Raw genomic sequence first — 12,977 nt, 5'->3', positions numbered from 1 at the left:
TGTCTGCTTACCTTTCTATCAGGTGTTCACGACAGAACCAAAATGACTGGCGATTCACCACATACGAGAAACGACACTCACCGACGCGCACATGATCAGCGTCACTACGATCGCGATCGCCATCGAAGTGACGGTCGCCAGGAGCACCGTGACGCACAGTGCCACAGCAACATCCATGACTCTGTGCACGATCGGGAGGTCTACCAATACCCGGCCGTCGGGAGGCTCAAACCTCGATTGATCAGAGAGTTCTCGGCTCATCGTGTTTCGCGCTTTCCACGGCGATGTGAGTTCTGGTCGCGACGGATGGATCACCGACCACCGCAGCGACTTGATCCCCCGTGTCGGTGACGCGAGAAATCAGCTCGGACAACGTTTCCGATCCGGATACGACGCTACGTCTCAATGTCACTCGCAAATCGATCGTGCGAACTCCACGATCGAGCAACGCTTTTCCTCGGACACGCGACACTTCGTCGAAGTCCTCCAGTGATGCGCTCGCCCCTTCCGCCACCGCACCCAGATCCGCGGTGATGGAATTGTGTGAGTTCGACCCATGGACGGCGATCTCCTTCACCCGACGCAGCGGCACATGCGCGATCAACCACCGCAACGCGAGGAGGACTAGCAGTACTCCCCCAGCTCCGACAGCCCATGGCCACCACGAGTGATCGACAAGATCTTCAGCCCACGGGATCTCGATACGCGCCGGGAAATCCTTGATCACGTCGCGATTCCACAGGATCGCTGCAACTCCCAGCGCTATCGCGAGCATCCCCACGACGCATGTCGCCACGCGATCCATCGCCGTCGCCGTCCGAGTCATGACAGCGATCCCGTCTGGATACGAACCTTGATTCGCGGCGATGGTGACAGCGACCCGGCCAAGTCCCCCAGCACCGCACGGATTTCCGATTCAGCGGTGGCGGCTCCATCGGGCGTGACCGAGGCCTTCACTTCCAGCTTGCGCCGGGTCGCGTGTGACGAAGCGGATCGAACCTGGGCCAGTGACTCGACGCGAACAGACGCTATCGCCGCTACATCGGCGGGATCGATCCACGTATTCGCGACTCCGACCAAGGCATTGGCAGTCTTTCGTCGCGGTTTGAGTCCGAGGATGACGAACCACAGGCCGAGAACGACGGCTGCGATCCCCGCCGGCAACATCCAACCCTGGTACGCGAGCCCGTCCACATATGCGGCAGCACTTGGTATCCACTGCGACCCGGTGATCACGCCGGTATCCACCAGCGCGTCGCGGACGCCGACCACGCCGAGCGCAAGTAGCGCCGCGGCGATGAGGAATCCCGTGACGGCCGATCCGGGCGCCGCAAGGGGAACAGGAGCAGCAGCCCTCGAGGCATTGGGTGGTGCGACCTTGTCGGCGGTCATCGCACTTTCCTTCCCGCGTCACGCTTGGTCGATGCCGGGAGAACGCTCACGATCGCCACGTCCACGCCGTCTACGTCCAGGCCCGATACAGACTGCAACTGGGTTGTCACGTTCTCTCGCACCGCGGTACCGATGACCGACAAGGATCCGGGCCACTCGATCGCGATGTCCACCTTGGCCCGTACCCGCTTGCCGGATACCAGCACTCGCGCCCTCGGCAATTCGCGCCCGGTCAGTTTGTCCATGCCGGCGGCGTGATGGCGCACCCCCGGGGTTCCGCGCGTCGCCTCGAGAACCAACTTCTGCGCGACTCTGTCTCGAATCGTCAGCGTTCCGCGATCGCCCGGCTCACCAAGCACAGACGACTCCGGTCGAGCTGTCTCAGCCACGTCCGCGACCCTTCAGCATCACACCGAGATCGAACTCGCCGTCACGCTGACCACCGACGAGGTATCCGATCACACCGAGAACCAGAGCGATGAGGAATCCGGTGAAACCGCCTGCAGCAGCTGCGACTCCGAGAAGTAGTCCTGCCAGTAGGCCGACAGTCGAGGTGGTCATGTGAATCCTCCGTTGTGGATGATGTTCGTTGGTGCGAGTCAGATCTCGGTGTAGGTCTTGGCACCCGGAAACCGAGCGCGCAAACGCGTGTACTGGGTCCGAGCGGGTTTCGCTATCTGCCGCATCGTGCCGCGCAGTGTCCTGCGCACACCCACACCGATCGGGGACGCGAAGTCCCGGTCGACGCGTTCGAGCGCTCGATTGAGTGCGTCGGCAGATCCGCCCACGTCGGGGTGGTAGCTCCTGATCGCCTCTCGGCGTGCGGATCGGCGATCAGGAACTGGACCACGAGAGTGCTCAGGCATCGTGCGCACGACCGACTACGTCTTCCACTGTCACGTTCACGGGGCCTGTAACGAGTCCTGAAACCGCTTGGCGGATACGTAAAGCCGTATCTCGAACGGCGGCGTCGGCGAAGATGCACACATGGATGTCTGTCGACGACTCCGTCACCCGCACGCCGACGACGCGGCGACCGGGGAGGTACGTGCCAACCTCGCCGAACATTCCGGCATGAAGCGAGGCGACCCCAGGTATCCCCGTCACAGCCGCCGCGATGGTGTCGGCGATTTCGGAACTCACTGCACCCGTGCAGTCTTGGGCTCGCCGGTTTCGTCGTCACTGCCCTCGTCGAGGTGAACGTCGTGAACCGTGATGTTCACCTCGGTCACTTCGAGACCCGTCATCCGTTCGAGCGCCGCAATGACGTTGCGGCGAATGCCGGTGGCCAGATCGGCGAGCGATACGCCGTACTCGGCCACGATGTCGATGTCGACCGCTGCCTGCTTTTCGCCGACCTCGACCGATACTCCCTGGGAGTGGTTGACACTCGCGCCGGGGATCCGCTCGCGCAGTGCCCCGACAACCCGCGACGCTCCGCCGCCGACGTCGTACACGCCGCTCACCTCTCGCGTAGCGATGCCGGCAATCTTCGAGACAACGGTGTCGGCGATCGACGTCTTTCCTTGCGAACTCACGAGAGCCGAGTCGTTCGATGATGCAACATCCTTCGTAGATGCTGTCGCAACCTGCGTGCTGACCATTGTCATCTCCTCCTGTTGATCGATCTACCTGTGTAGTCGTCACTCGAAGGCAAAACCGAATGCCCCAGTCAGGTGACGTGCATCACTGACACTTGTTAGTTACTGTCCGTAACATTCAACGCCCCGGCCGGGCGAACAATCTTCGAACGCAGCCGAGTTTTCCGCATTTCCGCGAGAGGAGCGACTGTGGCGTTACCGCATACACAGGGGCTCACCGAAGCACCTGACGGTTTGGACACCGCGACAGTGAACGCTGCGATACTCGGCGACCGAGAAGCATTCGAGTCACTGGTGCACTACTACGGACCTGCACTTCACCGCTATGCGCGTCGCATGCTCGCAGACGAAGGTGACATTCTCGAGGTAGTCCAGGACACCTTCGTGGCCGCCTGGCGTCGACTCGATTCGTTTCGTGGCGAATCGTCGATGCGAACATGGCTTTTCGCGATCTGTTCCCGAAAGATCGTGGACAGCTATCGAATCAAGAGAGCTCAACCGATCGACGACAGATTGCTCGATCCTCTCGTGCCGTCTCCCGAGGCCGGCCCGTTCGACACGACCTCGAACTCCGCGTTCCTCGAGGCACTGGAAGAAGCGTTGGGTGAACTGCCTTATCGCCAGCGTGCGGCATGGACGCTGCGAGAGGTGGAGATGCTCACGTTCGTTCAAATCGGCAAGATTCTAAGACTCACCCCGGATGCGGTGCGCGGGCATCACCATCGTGCACGGGCTAACCTGAGTGAACGAATGACGAGGTGGCGATGACTGAATCACGAACCGACGCATTGATGGCGCACGCATCCGACGTCCTGCGGAACGCTCCCGAGCCGGGCTGGGATCGAATCAGCGACAAGGTGATCCGGGCGCTACGGTCGACCTCGGCGTCCGGTTGGCCGCTCGACGCACACGCGTCGGAAGGTCCACGTCTAGGCACTGTGTCGGTGAGCGATCACGTACTCCGCACCCACTTGGCCGCCGAGATACGTTCTCGGCACCACTGCTCGCCGAGCAGCATCGAGTTCTTCGTCGACGGCCACGAAATACGTTCACTACGTATCGAACTGGCAGCGCCATACGGAGTGGATCTGGCCGAACTGTCGGACCGGGTTCGGTTCACCGTCGTGGACGTCGTTCACCTGATCCTCGGCGACACGGACCCACCGGTCTCTGCAGAGAGCATCCACGTCGCCGTAGTCGACATCGTCGATGATCTACCTGCCGAAGCGAACACCAAAAGCCACTCCGAACACTAGGTGTTTGTTCGGCAAGTGTTTGGGAACCCGGCACTCATGACCACTCCCCCACCACCGGATCCGGGCCCCGCCCCCGACCCGGGGCCGCCGACACCACCGGCGCCGACACCACCCGATCCGATGAATCCGCCGCCCGTGCCACCGACTCCGACGCCACCGAACCCGTACCCTCCGGATCCGATCCCGCAGATCTGACGTCGGCTGCCCCGAACTTCGGAGTTCAACCGCCGAGTTCGGCGATCATCTCGCTCAACGATTCTGCGGCGATACGTAGTTCACCTTCGTCGGGATTGTCGGGTGAGGACGGTAGACGTTCGGCCAACTGCTCGCGAGTGACAAGCGAGATACCCTCGAGACCGAACCCTTCTTCATCGGGGACGTAGATCTCGATCTCGCCCCCGACCGCTACCAGTTCCGAATGGGGGCCACTGCCCAGCAGTGCACGCAGGTGTTCGGTCGTCACGGTCATATGGTTCACGTGAAATCTCCTGCTTCGGTGACAGCTGACTTTGCCGGTATGGACTCGACGTGACGTACTGGCTCGACGTGACGCACTACCCCTACTGAGTACCCCTCGCGGGTGAGCAGGAAACGACAAGTACATGAACAACGACTTCCCGAAGGAAACGCACACCATGAGTGAACAGAATTCCACCGACCGCACGGATCAGACGGACGAGCCGCAGACCACCGGCACCGACCACGGTCCGGGAACCGGCTCCGACACCGCACCCAAGGACGTTCAGACCGATCCGTCGGGCGAACGTACGTGGGCCGACGAGGGCGGAGCCTCGAGCACCGGCCCGGCGACTGACACCGACTGATCCCGGAAGGTCTGAACCATCGGGACCAAGGTCCCGTGGGCCGACGCTCACGGGACCTTGAAATCCGTACGGATCTAACGCTTTTCACCTGGGTTTTCGCGATGCGGTAAGGTAGGCACTCAGCACGGTTGAGTACCCAGCCGTTGAAGACGAGCACGGTTCGTGCGTTGCTTCCCGTGCCGTTTCCCGGTTTCGAACGAAACCGTTTCGAACCAGACCGTTCGAACGAACCGTTTCGAGCAATCCGTCAGGAGTTTCGATGAACGAGTTTTCGAGAACTACAGATGAGCGTACGGACAGTCCCCCCACCTTCACGACGACCTGTGCCGAAAACATTCAGTCGCTCGTGGTCAGCGGCGAGATCGACGTCCGGTCCCGAGCTGATTTCGCTGCCTGCGTCGACGACCTGATCGGTGAGCGACACCCGTTCGTACTCGACTGCTCGGACGTCCAGTTCATCTCCGTCGGAGGTCTTTCCATCATCGAGACTCTGTCGGCCAAGGCACGGAGGCTCGGCGTGCCGTGGACGCTCGTCGCAGCGCACCCTGTCAGGCGTCCGCTGTCTCTTCTGAAGATGGACACCGACATCGTGTACACCGACTCGACAGCCGATGCAGTCGCGTACCTGTCCTCGACCTCCGTCCTGGACGAGACCCTGGCGGAGCCGATGTCGGCGTGAGTACCGATCTCGAAAAGCTCTCCGAATTCGTCGTCGTCGCAAACCGACTGCCGGTCGATCTCGAAACCGACGAAGACGGAAGCAAGAACTGGAAGCGAAGTCCGGGTGGGCTCGTCACTGCGCTCGAACCCATCCTCCGACAGCGGGATGGCGCCTGGGTCGGCTGGCCGGGGGTCGCGGACGAGAAGGTCGATCCGATAGTGGTTGACGGCCTTCGTCTGTTTCCCGTCGAGCTGACCTCTCAGGACCTCGCCGAGTACTACGAGGGGTTCTCCAACGACACGTTGTGGCCGCTCTACCACGACGTTCTGGTGGCTCCGACGTTCGAGCGGTCGTGGTGGCACACCTACGTCGCAGTCAACCAGCGGTTCGCCGAGGAAACCGCGCGTTGCGCCGCGGACGGAGCGACTGTCTGGGTGCAGGACTATCAGTTGCAACTTGTGCCGGCGATGCTGCGCGAGCTGCGGCCAGATCTGACGATCGGGTTCTTTCTTCATATCCCGTTCCCTCCGGTCGAGCTCTTCATGCAGCTTCCGTGGCGCAAGGAGATCGTCAGGGGAATGCTGGGCGCCGATCTGATCGGCTTCCACTTACCTGGTGGCGCAAACAATTTCCTGTTCTTGGCCCGCAAACTTCTCGGCCTCAAGACGACGACCGCGGGCGTCGGTGTTCGAAGTGCGCTCGGGCATGTGGATTTCGATTCTCGCGTCGTCAAGGTGGGCGCCTTTCCCATCTCCGTCGATACTGCCGAACTCGAGCGCCAGTCGAAAAGCGATTCGGTCCTGCGTCGCGCGCGCGAATTGAAGGAAGAGCTGGGAAATCCCGAGAAAATCTTGCTGGGAGTCGACCGGCTGGACTACACCAAGGGTATCGACCTGCGGCTTCAAGCCTTGAAGGAACTCCTCGACGAGGATCGTCTGGATCCGGAGAAGTACACGATGGTGCAGCTCGCGACGCCCAGTCGTGAACGCGTGCAGCACTATATCGACCTGCGTAGCGTCATCGAAGAGCAGGTGGGCCGCATCAACGGTGACCACAGTCAGATCGGCCGCCCCGTCGTTCACTACCTGTATCAGCCGATCGACCGTGAAGAACTGATCGCACTGTTCGTCGCTGCCGACGTCATGCTCGTGACGCCGATGCGCGACGGGATGAATCTGGTGGCCAAGGAGTACGTGGCCTGTCGTGGCGACCTCGGAGGTGCTCTCGTTCTCAGCGAGTTCACCGGTGCCGCAATGGAATTACGACAGTCATACCTGGTCAACCCGCACGATTTGGACGGCGTGAAGAATACGATCCTGACCGCGGTTCATCAGGATCCGAAGGAAGGCCGTCGCCGTATGGCTGCGCTACATCGACAGGTCATGACACACGATGTGCATCAGTGGGCCGAGTCGTTCCTGACTGCGCTTGCCCCACCCGGACCGCTTCCGGACGATCAGTTCGTCACGGAGCGTGAGTCGAACTTTGCGCGCAACAACTGACCCTCACGGGCTTGCGTCAGTGCGCTCGGAGACTCGAGCTAGGATTGGTTTCAGTTCATCGTCAAGCAGCGGCTGCGAACTGATCTCCTCGACATAGCCGTGCAATGCTGCATCGGCCCAGAAAGACAGGCCGACCATGCCCCTCACGATGAAGTACTCCGAAACCTACAACGACGCTCTCATTGCGCTCGCTGCCGCTACTCATCGGCCGGCCAACGTGGTGAACCTGTTCGGCGAGTACGCCATTCGTGTTGACCTCGAATACAACCGGTTCCTTCTGGCGACCAATACCGCGGCTGGACTCTCCGATCGACCCGACAACGGAGAATCATGGCTGGTGCGGTTCTTCCAATCCGAGAACACCGACACTCCGGATCGCCTCCTCGCGGAGGCGTCGCATCAATGGTTGGTCGATGCGTTGGACGCCGCGCTCGAACAGATCGCAGCGGCAGGGAACAAAATCTCCGCCGACGCGGACTTCGGCGACCCTACCCGCACCGAAACTCCATCCTGAACGGCATCGTCTCGAGCAGCACCACTAGTCCCCCTCGGCGGTCAACTGGCTGATTCGAGCCGCTAAGACTGCATTCTCGGCCTCGAGGGACAGAATCAGACGAATACCGACGAGATTGACTCCGTCGTCGATCAGCGCGGTGATTCGTCCGAGCGTATCCAGGTCGGCCTCGCTGTACCGGCGCGTACCGCCATCGGTGCGGGTTGGTGTGAGCAAGCCCCTTCGCTCGTAAAGGCGCAGCGTCTGAGGTCCTACCCCGGACAGTTCAGACATCACTGAGATCCCGTACACGCCGCGCAGCGCCCGGGTCTGGGATTCCGACGTCACTGGAACCTCCTAGTTCGGTGTGGGCTGTCTCAATCGGCGTCACCCGACCTTAGCACCATCACGCAGTGAATCTGACGCCCAGGACATAGATTCAAGCGTGTCCAGGACCACTGACAACAAGAATCGTCGAGCAGAAAAGGCGTGAAATGGCAGATCAAAGCCGATTTCGACAAGATTGCACAATGCGCTTTCCTTCGCCCGCGAATCGAAGTAGCCTTGCCAATTATCTACATCGGCTGATATAGATTTTGTAGCACCTGAAAGCGCCATAACTGGAGCTCGAAGGCGCAGAACACCCAGACGTCGGAGTCGGTGGTTCAGCCGACTCCCTCACGGCACACTCTTCACCGGGAGCAAGATGACGACGATCGACATCCCGCCCACACAGGGCGAGAGCACCACCGGCATCGGAATCACTGTCGCAAGTGCGACTTTGACAACCGAAGAGGTCAAGCGCCGAATCGCGATGATGTACGGCGACCCGGTGACAGAGGAGCCAGTAGCACTCGCGCACTGAACCTGACCGACACGCGATCCGATTGACGATGGCGCGAGACCGCCCCACTGGAGGGCGATCCCCATCAAGACGAGAGGAAAACATATGTCCGAGTTCACCGTACCGGGACTGAGCAGCGCAGACGGTTCGTCCGTCGCCGATATTCTGCAGGAACGCCTCAGCGCCTACAACGATCTTCACCTCACGCTCAAGCACGTTCACTGGAACGTCGTGGGCCCCAACTTCATCGGCGTGCACGAGATGATCGACCCCCAGGTGGAGTTGGTTCGCGGCTACGCCGACGATGTGGCCGAACGTATCGCGGCACTGGGTAACTCACCCAAGGGCACCGCGGGAGCAATCGAGCGCGATCGAACGTGGGACGACTACTCCGTCGGCCGCGACGACGCTCGTGCGCACCTCGCTGCGCTCGACCTCGTCTACACCGGGATCATCACCGACAGTCGCACCGCAATCGACAGGGTCGGCAAGATCGATCCGATCACCGAGGACATGTTGATCGGCCAGACGGCGCAGTTGGAAAAGTTCCAGTGGTTCGTTCGTGCTCACCTCGAGAACTCGGGTGGCAGCCTCGTACACGAAGGCGCGTCCACCGAGCAGGATGCCGCAAATGAGGCGCGTCAGAACTGATGCACCGTCCGCGGTTTCGGCCGATCGGGGGTCGGCCGAAACCGCACTCCCCACAACAGGAAAGGGCAAGAGCATGTCTGCGGACTCGCGCGGCACCTCGACACAAACACGTCGCGAGTATCAGATGTTCGTGTTGCAGCAGCGTTTGTTGTTCGGATCGATCCTGGCAGGCACCGCCCTTGGAGTTCTCGCGATCACCTACTTCTGAAATATCAGGGGCCGCAACCGTCGAAGACAGGACAGAAACGACACAATCATGAGTTCGAGCACTCTCCGCTCGATCGTTCGTAGCGATCGATTTGCGGCAAGCAGTTCTTCTCTTCTGCTCGTGGACAGCGATTTTCGTATCCAGGGCGCAAACGACGAATACCTTGCCGTATCCGGTCGCAGCCTCGATCAATTGCACCGAGTGGAAGTGTTCGAAGCCTTCCCCGACAATCCCGACGACTCGTTTGCCGATGGAATCTTCTCGTTGACAGCGTCATTCGAGCGCACGATGCGGTCCCGAACTCGGGACACACTGCCGACTCAGCGTTACGACGTGCGCGACGAGCGCGGGAGCGGGATGTTTGTCACCCGATATTGGAATACGGTGAATTCCGCCGTCACCGATGATGACGGCAGAGTCATCGGTGTGCTTCATCGTGTATACGAGGTTCAACGACCGCTGGCTCAGCAGTCCAGTTCGGCGTCAGACGTCCTCACCCGCCTTCGCGCGGAAAATGACGAACTGAGAAGAGCTTTGGATTCTCGGCCCTTGATCGAGCAGGCCAAGGGATTACTGATGGCCGAGCGTGAGTGCTCGGCCGACCAAGCCTTCGACTTTCTGGTCCAGATGTCGCAGGAATGGAACGTCAAGGTGCGCGACATCGCCGGTGGTCTTGTCGCCGCAGCAGAACGACGTGCCGTGGATCAAAAGAATTCCTGACGACCGGGATTCAAAAGTTGTACGGCTGGGTAATGACCGACCAGAGGTACCCCCGAAATCTTCCCCCTCGAGGGAGGAGCCTCGAAGGTCCCGCCGGTTCAGGCCGGCGGGACCGAGCTTTGCCTTAACACCCGACCTGGATCCGCGATCCGAGTCGAGTTCGTCACGCAGCGAAGGGAACGTCCATGTTCATGCGCTCCTACACATCTCCCAGGCCCCTTGCCGACGAGTGGGATTGGCAACTGTCCGGCACCTGCCGCGACACCGACCCCGCTCTGTTCTACGACGACACGAACGAGCGCGGCTCCAGGCGAGCGAAGCGCGAGAGTTCGGCGAAGCTGGTGTGCGCCAGATGCCCTGTCGTGCAGAGATGCCTGGTGCACGCCATCCAGACCGGGGAACCCCACGGTATCTGGGGCGGCATGACGGCGACCGAGCGAGAATCGTTGCGCAAAGCTCGAACTGAACCACTGATCAGTGCCGCGACGAGCTCACGAGAGTAGATAGGAATCTCAGGGCCTGGCCTCGTGGTGCCGCAAACCGTGCGTGCGGCGTCGCTCCTTCATCTCGGCTTCGAAGAGGTGCGGCACTCCGCCTGCCAGCTTGTCGCGCACCACTTTCTCGCATTCACGAAAAAACGACCAGTAGTTCTCGTCGAACTCTTCGACCAACTGGAAAGTCCAGCGCCCCTCGACCACGTTCCGGCCCATCAACTCGCCCTCGACCTGATCGGCCAGGTCGTCGTTGCCGCTGGATCGCAGTAGCTCGACGACCTCGTCGAGCATCAGATCGGCATGCCCTATCAGCTGATGGAAGTCGTACAGGGCACCGCGTGCCCGTTCCACCGTTTCAAGGGCGTTCGACAGCACTCCTGCCGCCTTCACCTCGTCATCAGTGACACCTTCCGGTCGTATGTGTACGGGGATCTGTCTGTCCGAATGGGTGTCCATGAAGCGGCTGTACCCGAACGACGCGAAAATGAAAGATGAGGATTCGGTACGTCCGCACCACAGGTGATGTGTCTCACAATTCATCCTCTAGTTCGGGTAAAGAGGGTTAGTTCGCCGGGCGAAGGGTAATCCAAGGCCATGAATACTTCCGGGGTAGAGATGGCTGGCACGCACGGCCGGTACCGGTCCTTGCCTCGGTCCGCCGGAATTACGCCACATCTACCTACAGGAAGCCCCTTGATCCCTCTGTCGAGTCCGACCGAAACCGAACTAACTCACGACTCCATCGCCTCGCTCCGCGTCCGCGCGTCGTACTCTCAACTTCCCACTCTGCGCGGAATCACCCGAACGGTTGCCAACAACACCGGACTCGATGTCGACGGAACAGCCGACCTTGCTCTGGCGATGGACGAAGTCGCGAGCATCCTCATCGGCCACGCGATACCGTCCAGCGACTTGACCTGCCGATTCGACACCGTCGGCCGCACACTTCGGACCGTCGTGTCCGTGATCGCGCACTCCGAGATACCCGACAAGTCGCACAGCTTCGGATGGTTCGTTCTCGAAGCGCTGGTCGATTCCGTCCGCTTGGAACAGTCGGAAATCGACGCGGACGGTCACATCACCCTGACGATGACGCTTGAAAAGGGCTTGCCCCAGGAGCGTGCGTGACCGCTGTCCCACCGGACAAGAAGGACCAGTACGAAACAGCTGTCGAACTGTTCGTCTCGATGGCCTCGCTTCCGCCGAATGATCCCAGCCGAGAAAAGATCACCACCTCGATCATCGAACTGTGCCTACCCCTGGCCACACACGTCGCTCGCCGATACCAGGGGCGTGGCCAGCCTTTCGAGGACTTGGAGCAAGTTGCTCGTGTCGGGCTCATACAGGCCGTGCAGCGATTCGACGTCGACAAAGGATCGGATTTCCTGTCGTTCGCCGTCCCGACCGTCATGGGTGAGGTTCGCAAGCATTTTCGCGATCACGGCTGGTCCGTGCGAGTGCCTCGTAGCCTTCAGGAACGGCACCTTGCCCTCAACCGGGCGCTCACGACTTTGTCCCAGACGCTCGGCCGTGCACCGACAGTCGCGGAACTCGCCAAGGAACTCGACATCGAACCGGACGAGGTCGAACAAGGTTTGACCGCCGGTAATTCGTACCGAACCACACCGCTCGACACCGCGTCCGCCGGCGACGGGAGTGGTCTGACTCTGATAGACACTTTGGGACAGTACGACGAAGCGATCAGTCGGATCGACAATCACGAAACCCTGCGGCCCGCGCTCCTGGCACTACCGGAGCGCGAGCGCACGATCGTCGTTCTCAGATTCTTCGGCCATCTCACCCAATCCCAGATTGCCGAAAAGGTCGGCATCTCTCAGATGCATGTATCCAGAATCCTCACTCAGTCACTGAAGCAGCTACGCACCGAGATGGGTGAAATCTTCTGAAGGTACGTCTCGAGGATCAGATGTATTCCTGTGCAAGACGTTCCAGCTCGTCTCGATCGATGAGACCGGGCTGGCCGATGTCGAGGGCCTCGAGATACTTGTTGGCGAGGCGGTAATCGTGCCCCCACCGGCCGTGCTCGCCGTCCTGCTCGGTGCGCTGCACACTGGAACCGGGCGGAACCTCGTCCCGCAAACCGTTGGTCTCCGCGCCGATCAGTGTGTCGAGCTTGGTCGAGATGGCCGTGAGTGCATCGCGGTCGTTCATCTGATTCCCTTCGTCCGGTGACGCTGATCTTCCACCATACCGAAGCGTCGAGCCAAAAACATTGCACCGCTTAATATTCGACCTCTCACCTGGACCGATTCACGCCCTCGAGCTACACTGAACGGTACCGAGGTTGAGAATACAGCCGGGGTTGAAGCC

Annotated in this window: 25 protein-coding genes; 13 read left to right on the top strand and 12 right to left on the bottom strand. The window is 60.7% G+C overall.

Annotated features, from left to right (window positions below; translation table 11 throughout):
- Window positions 1–54 precede the first annotated feature (54 nt).
- The 8 genes from G9U53_RS33995 to G9U53_RS21635 form a co-directional block, all read right to left on the bottom strand.
- The gene (locus tag G9U53_RS33995; RefSeq protein WP_003943707.1) at window positions 55–177 is read right to left on the bottom strand and encodes a hypothetical protein; all 123 of its coding nucleotides are present in this window, start codon (window positions 175–177) and stop codon (window positions 55–57) included.
- A 64-nt stretch (window positions 178–241) separates the two neighbouring features.
- Window positions 242–826, bottom strand: a complete 585-nt coding sequence (locus tag G9U53_RS21665) for a hypothetical protein (RefSeq protein WP_165639179.1) — start codon at window positions 824–826, stop codon at window positions 242–244.
- Window positions 823–1,392 carry a DUF6286 domain-containing protein gene (locus tag G9U53_RS21660; RefSeq protein ID WP_065456024.1) on the bottom strand — a complete coding sequence of 190 codons (570 nt, stop codon included), beginning with the start codon at window positions 1,390–1,392 and terminating at the stop codon, window positions 823–825. The genes G9U53_RS21665 and G9U53_RS21660 overlap by 4 nt, the downstream gene beginning before the upstream one ends.
- Window positions 1,389–1,781, bottom strand: coding sequence for an Asp23/Gls24 family envelope stress response protein (locus G9U53_RS21655; protein ID WP_019747452.1), 393 nt, complete (start codon window positions 1,779–1,781; stop codon window positions 1,389–1,391). The genes G9U53_RS21660 and G9U53_RS21655 overlap by 4 nt, the downstream gene beginning before the upstream one ends.
- Window positions 1,774–1,953 (bottom strand): hypothetical protein, encoded by a 180-nt coding sequence (locus G9U53_RS21650; protein ID WP_003943629.1) that lies wholly within the window; start codon window positions 1,951–1,953, stop codon window positions 1,774–1,776. Before G9U53_RS21650 ends, G9U53_RS21655 begins: the two co-directional genes overlap by 8 nt.
- A 38-nt stretch (window positions 1,954–1,991) precedes the next feature.
- Entirely contained in the window at window positions 1,992–2,180 is a 189-nt protein-coding gene (locus G9U53_RS21645; protein WP_007726577.1) for a hypothetical protein, read from the bottom strand.
- Window positions 2,181–2,250: 70 nt separating this feature from the next.
- On the bottom strand, window positions 2,251–2,535 hold the full coding sequence (locus G9U53_RS21640) for a hypothetical protein (RefSeq protein ID WP_042452304.1): 285 nt from the start codon (window positions 2,533–2,535) through the stop codon (window positions 2,251–2,253).
- Window positions 2,532–2,996 (bottom strand): Asp23/Gls24 family envelope stress response protein, encoded by a 465-nt coding sequence (locus G9U53_RS21635; RefSeq protein WP_003943699.1) that lies wholly within the window; start codon window positions 2,994–2,996, stop codon window positions 2,532–2,534. The genes G9U53_RS21640 and G9U53_RS21635 overlap by 4 nt, the downstream gene beginning before the upstream one ends.
- Window positions 2,997–3,182: 186 nt before the next feature.
- Here G9U53_RS21635 and G9U53_RS21630 point away from each other — a divergent pair, with 186 nt between their 5' ends.
- Together G9U53_RS21630 and G9U53_RS21625 are read left to right on the top strand one after the other, a co-directional pair.
- Window positions 3,183–3,761 (top strand): RNA polymerase sigma factor, encoded by a 579-nt coding sequence (locus G9U53_RS21630; RefSeq protein ID WP_007726571.1) that lies wholly within the window; start codon window positions 3,183–3,185, stop codon window positions 3,759–3,761.
- Entirely contained in the window at window positions 3,758–4,249 is a 492-nt protein-coding gene (locus tag G9U53_RS21625) for a hypothetical protein (RefSeq protein WP_207624484.1), read from the top strand. The genes G9U53_RS21630 and G9U53_RS21625 overlap by 4 nt, the downstream gene beginning before the upstream one ends.
- Window positions 4,250–4,469: 220 nt before the next feature.
- Here G9U53_RS21625 and G9U53_RS21615 read toward each other — a convergent pair whose 3' ends face one another.
- Window positions 4,470–4,718 (bottom strand): hypothetical protein, encoded by a 249-nt coding sequence (locus tag G9U53_RS21615; RefSeq protein ID WP_007726566.1) that lies wholly within the window; start codon window positions 4,716–4,718, stop codon window positions 4,470–4,472.
- Between the two features lie 166 nt (window positions 4,719–4,884).
- Here G9U53_RS21615 and G9U53_RS21610 point away from each other — a divergent pair, with 166 nt between their 5' ends.
- The 4 genes from G9U53_RS21610 (at window position 4,885) to G9U53_RS21595 (ending at window position 7,750) form a co-directional block, all read left to right on the top strand.
- The gene (locus tag G9U53_RS21610) at window positions 4,885–5,073 is read left to right on the top strand and encodes a PI-type proteinase (protein WP_136472457.1); all 189 of its coding nucleotides are present in this window, start codon (window positions 4,885–4,887) and stop codon (window positions 5,071–5,073) included.
- A gap of 259 nt (window positions 5,074–5,332) precedes the next feature.
- Window positions 5,333–5,752 (top strand): STAS domain-containing protein, encoded by a 420-nt coding sequence (locus G9U53_RS21605; protein WP_007726563.1) that lies wholly within the window; start codon window positions 5,333–5,335, stop codon window positions 5,750–5,752.
- A complete protein-coding gene (locus tag G9U53_RS21600; RefSeq protein WP_165639178.1) occupies window positions 5,749–7,236 on the top strand; it encodes a trehalose-6-phosphate synthase in 1,488 nt (495 codons plus the stop codon). The genes G9U53_RS21605 and G9U53_RS21600 overlap by 4 nt, the downstream gene beginning before the upstream one ends.
- 136 nt (window positions 7,237–7,372) lie before the next feature.
- The gene (locus G9U53_RS21595) at window positions 7,373–7,750 is read left to right on the top strand and encodes a hypothetical protein (protein WP_007726560.1); all 378 of its coding nucleotides are present in this window, start codon (window positions 7,373–7,375) and stop codon (window positions 7,748–7,750) included.
- A 24-nt stretch (window positions 7,751–7,774) separates the two neighbouring features.
- Here G9U53_RS21595 and G9U53_RS21590 read toward each other — a convergent pair whose 3' ends face one another.
- The gene (locus tag G9U53_RS21590; RefSeq protein WP_003943719.1) at window positions 7,775–8,077 is read right to left on the bottom strand and encodes a MerR family transcriptional regulator; all 303 of its coding nucleotides are present in this window, start codon (window positions 8,075–8,077) and stop codon (window positions 7,775–7,777) included.
- Window positions 8,078–8,435: 358 nt separating this feature from the next.
- Here G9U53_RS21590 and G9U53_RS21585 point away from each other — a divergent pair, with 358 nt between their 5' ends.
- The 5 genes from G9U53_RS21585 (at window position 8,436) to G9U53_RS21565 (ending at window position 10,655) form a co-directional block, all read left to right on the top strand.
- The gene (locus tag G9U53_RS21585; RefSeq protein WP_003943664.1) at window positions 8,436–8,594 is read left to right on the top strand and encodes a hypothetical protein; all 159 of its coding nucleotides are present in this window, start codon (window positions 8,436–8,438) and stop codon (window positions 8,592–8,594) included.
- 84 nt (window positions 8,595–8,678) lie between these two features.
- On the top strand, window positions 8,679–9,224 hold the full coding sequence (locus G9U53_RS21580; protein WP_165639177.1) for a DNA starvation/stationary phase protection protein: 546 nt from the start codon (window positions 8,679–8,681) through the stop codon (window positions 9,222–9,224).
- 73 nt (window positions 9,225–9,297) lie between these two features.
- Window positions 9,298–9,432 (top strand): hypothetical protein, encoded by a 135-nt coding sequence (locus G9U53_RS33990; protein ID WP_256261806.1) that lies wholly within the window; start codon window positions 9,298–9,300, stop codon window positions 9,430–9,432.
- Between the two features lie 48 nt (window positions 9,433–9,480).
- The gene (locus G9U53_RS21570; protein ID WP_007726556.1) at window positions 9,481–10,152 is read left to right on the top strand and encodes an ANTAR domain-containing protein; all 672 of its coding nucleotides are present in this window, start codon (window positions 9,481–9,483) and stop codon (window positions 10,150–10,152) included.
- 185 nt (window positions 10,153–10,337) lie between these two features.
- On the top strand, window positions 10,338–10,655 hold the full coding sequence (locus G9U53_RS21565; RefSeq protein ID WP_003943622.1) for a WhiB family transcriptional regulator: 318 nt from the start codon (window positions 10,338–10,340) through the stop codon (window positions 10,653–10,655).
- A gap of 9 nt (window positions 10,656–10,664) precedes the next feature.
- Here G9U53_RS21565 and G9U53_RS21560 read toward each other — a convergent pair whose 3' ends face one another.
- The gene (locus tag G9U53_RS21560; protein WP_039972685.1) at window positions 10,665–11,102 is read right to left on the bottom strand and encodes a hypothetical protein; all 438 of its coding nucleotides are present in this window, start codon (window positions 11,100–11,102) and stop codon (window positions 10,665–10,667) included.
- Window positions 11,103–11,339: 237 nt separating this feature from the next.
- On the opposite strand from G9U53_RS21560, the gene G9U53_RS21555 reads away from it, so the two are divergent.
- Both G9U53_RS21555 and G9U53_RS21550 read left to right on the top strand, forming a co-directional pair.
- Entirely contained in the window at window positions 11,340–11,774 is a 435-nt protein-coding gene (locus G9U53_RS21555) for an anti-sigma factor (RefSeq protein ID WP_003943620.1), read from the top strand.
- 59 nt (window positions 11,775–11,833) lie between these two features.
- Window positions 11,834–12,553 (top strand): SigB/SigF/SigG family RNA polymerase sigma factor, encoded by a 720-nt coding sequence (locus tag G9U53_RS21550; RefSeq protein ID WP_223304625.1) that lies wholly within the window; start codon window positions 11,834–11,836, stop codon window positions 12,551–12,553.
- Between the two features lie 16 nt (window positions 12,554–12,569).
- Here the strand turns inward: G9U53_RS21550 and G9U53_RS21545 are convergent, their stop codons facing one another.
- Window positions 12,570–12,818: a hypothetical protein gene (locus tag G9U53_RS21545; RefSeq protein WP_003943680.1), complete on the bottom strand. Its 249-nt coding sequence runs from the start codon at window positions 12,816–12,818 to the stop codon at window positions 12,570–12,572.
- Window positions 12,819–12,977: the final 159 nt, after the last annotated feature.

This window comes from Rhodococcus sp. D-46 (assembly GCF_011290655.1).
In the GTDB taxonomy this organism is placed as follows: Bacteria; Actinomycetota; Actinomycetes; order Mycobacteriales; family Mycobacteriaceae; genus Rhodococcus_F; species Rhodococcus_F qingshengii.
Note: the sequence above shows the minus strand (reverse complement) of the source record. Positions and strands in the feature narration are given on the sequence as shown.

What these genes read in the sequence shown, in the direction of transcription:
- G9U53_RS33995 (WP_003943707.1), bottom strand. Translation starts at nt 177, where the DNA reads ATGGATGTTGCTGTGGCACTGTGCGTCACGGTGCTCCTGGCGACCGTC.
- G9U53_RS21665 (WP_165639179.1), bottom strand. Translation starts at nt 826, where the DNA reads ATGACTCGGACGGCGACGGCGATGGATCGCGTGGCGACATGCGTCGTG.
- G9U53_RS21660 (WP_065456024.1), bottom strand. Translation starts at nt 1,392, where the DNA reads ATGACCGCCGACAAGGTCGCACCACCCAATGCCTCGAGGGCTGCTGCT.
- G9U53_RS21650 (WP_003943629.1), bottom strand. Translation starts at nt 1,953, where the DNA reads ATGACCACCTCGACTGTCGGCCTACTGGCAGGACTACTTCTCGGAGTC.
- G9U53_RS21635 (WP_003943699.1), bottom strand. Translation starts at nt 2,996, where the DNA reads ATGGTCAGCACGCAGGTTGCGACAGCATCTACGAAGGATGTTGCATCA.
- G9U53_RS21625 (WP_207624484.1), top strand. Translation starts at nt 3,758, where the DNA reads ATGACTGAATCACGAACCGACGCATTGATGGCGCACGCATCCGACGTC.
- G9U53_RS21615 (WP_007726566.1), bottom strand. Translation starts at nt 4,718, where the DNA reads ATGACCGTGACGACCGAACACCTGCGTGCACTGCTGGGCAGTGGCCCC.
- G9U53_RS21610 (WP_136472457.1), top strand. Translation starts at nt 4,885, where the DNA reads ATGAGTGAACAGAATTCCACCGACCGCACGGATCAGACGGACGAGCCG.
- G9U53_RS21605 (WP_007726563.1), top strand. Translation starts at nt 5,333, where the DNA reads ATGAACGAGTTTTCGAGAACTACAGATGAGCGTACGGACAGTCCCCCC.
- G9U53_RS21595 (WP_007726560.1), top strand. Translation starts at nt 7,373, where the DNA reads ATGCCCCTCACGATGAAGTACTCCGAAACCTACAACGACGCTCTCATT.
- G9U53_RS21585 (WP_003943664.1), top strand. Translation starts at nt 8,436, where the DNA reads ATGACGACGATCGACATCCCGCCCACACAGGGCGAGAGCACCACCGGC.
- G9U53_RS21580 (WP_165639177.1), top strand. Translation starts at nt 8,679, where the DNA reads ATGTCCGAGTTCACCGTACCGGGACTGAGCAGCGCAGACGGTTCGTCC.
- G9U53_RS33990 (WP_256261806.1), top strand. Translation starts at nt 9,298, where the DNA reads ATGTCTGCGGACTCGCGCGGCACCTCGACACAAACACGTCGCGAGTAT.
- G9U53_RS21570 (WP_007726556.1), top strand. Translation starts at nt 9,481, where the DNA reads ATGAGTTCGAGCACTCTCCGCTCGATCGTTCGTAGCGATCGATTTGCG.
- G9U53_RS21565 (WP_003943622.1), top strand. Translation starts at nt 10,338, where the DNA reads ATGTTCATGCGCTCCTACACATCTCCCAGGCCCCTTGCCGACGAGTGG.
- G9U53_RS21560 (WP_039972685.1), bottom strand. Translation starts at nt 11,102, where the DNA reads ATGGACACCCATTCGGACAGACAGATCCCCGTACACATACGACCGGAA.
- G9U53_RS21550 (WP_223304625.1), top strand. Translation starts at nt 11,834, where the DNA reads ATGGCCTCGCTTCCGCCGAATGATCCCAGCCGAGAAAAGATCACCACC.
- G9U53_RS21545 (WP_003943680.1), bottom strand. Translation starts at nt 12,818, where the DNA reads ATGAACGACCGCGATGCACTCACGGCCATCTCGACCAAGCTCGACACA.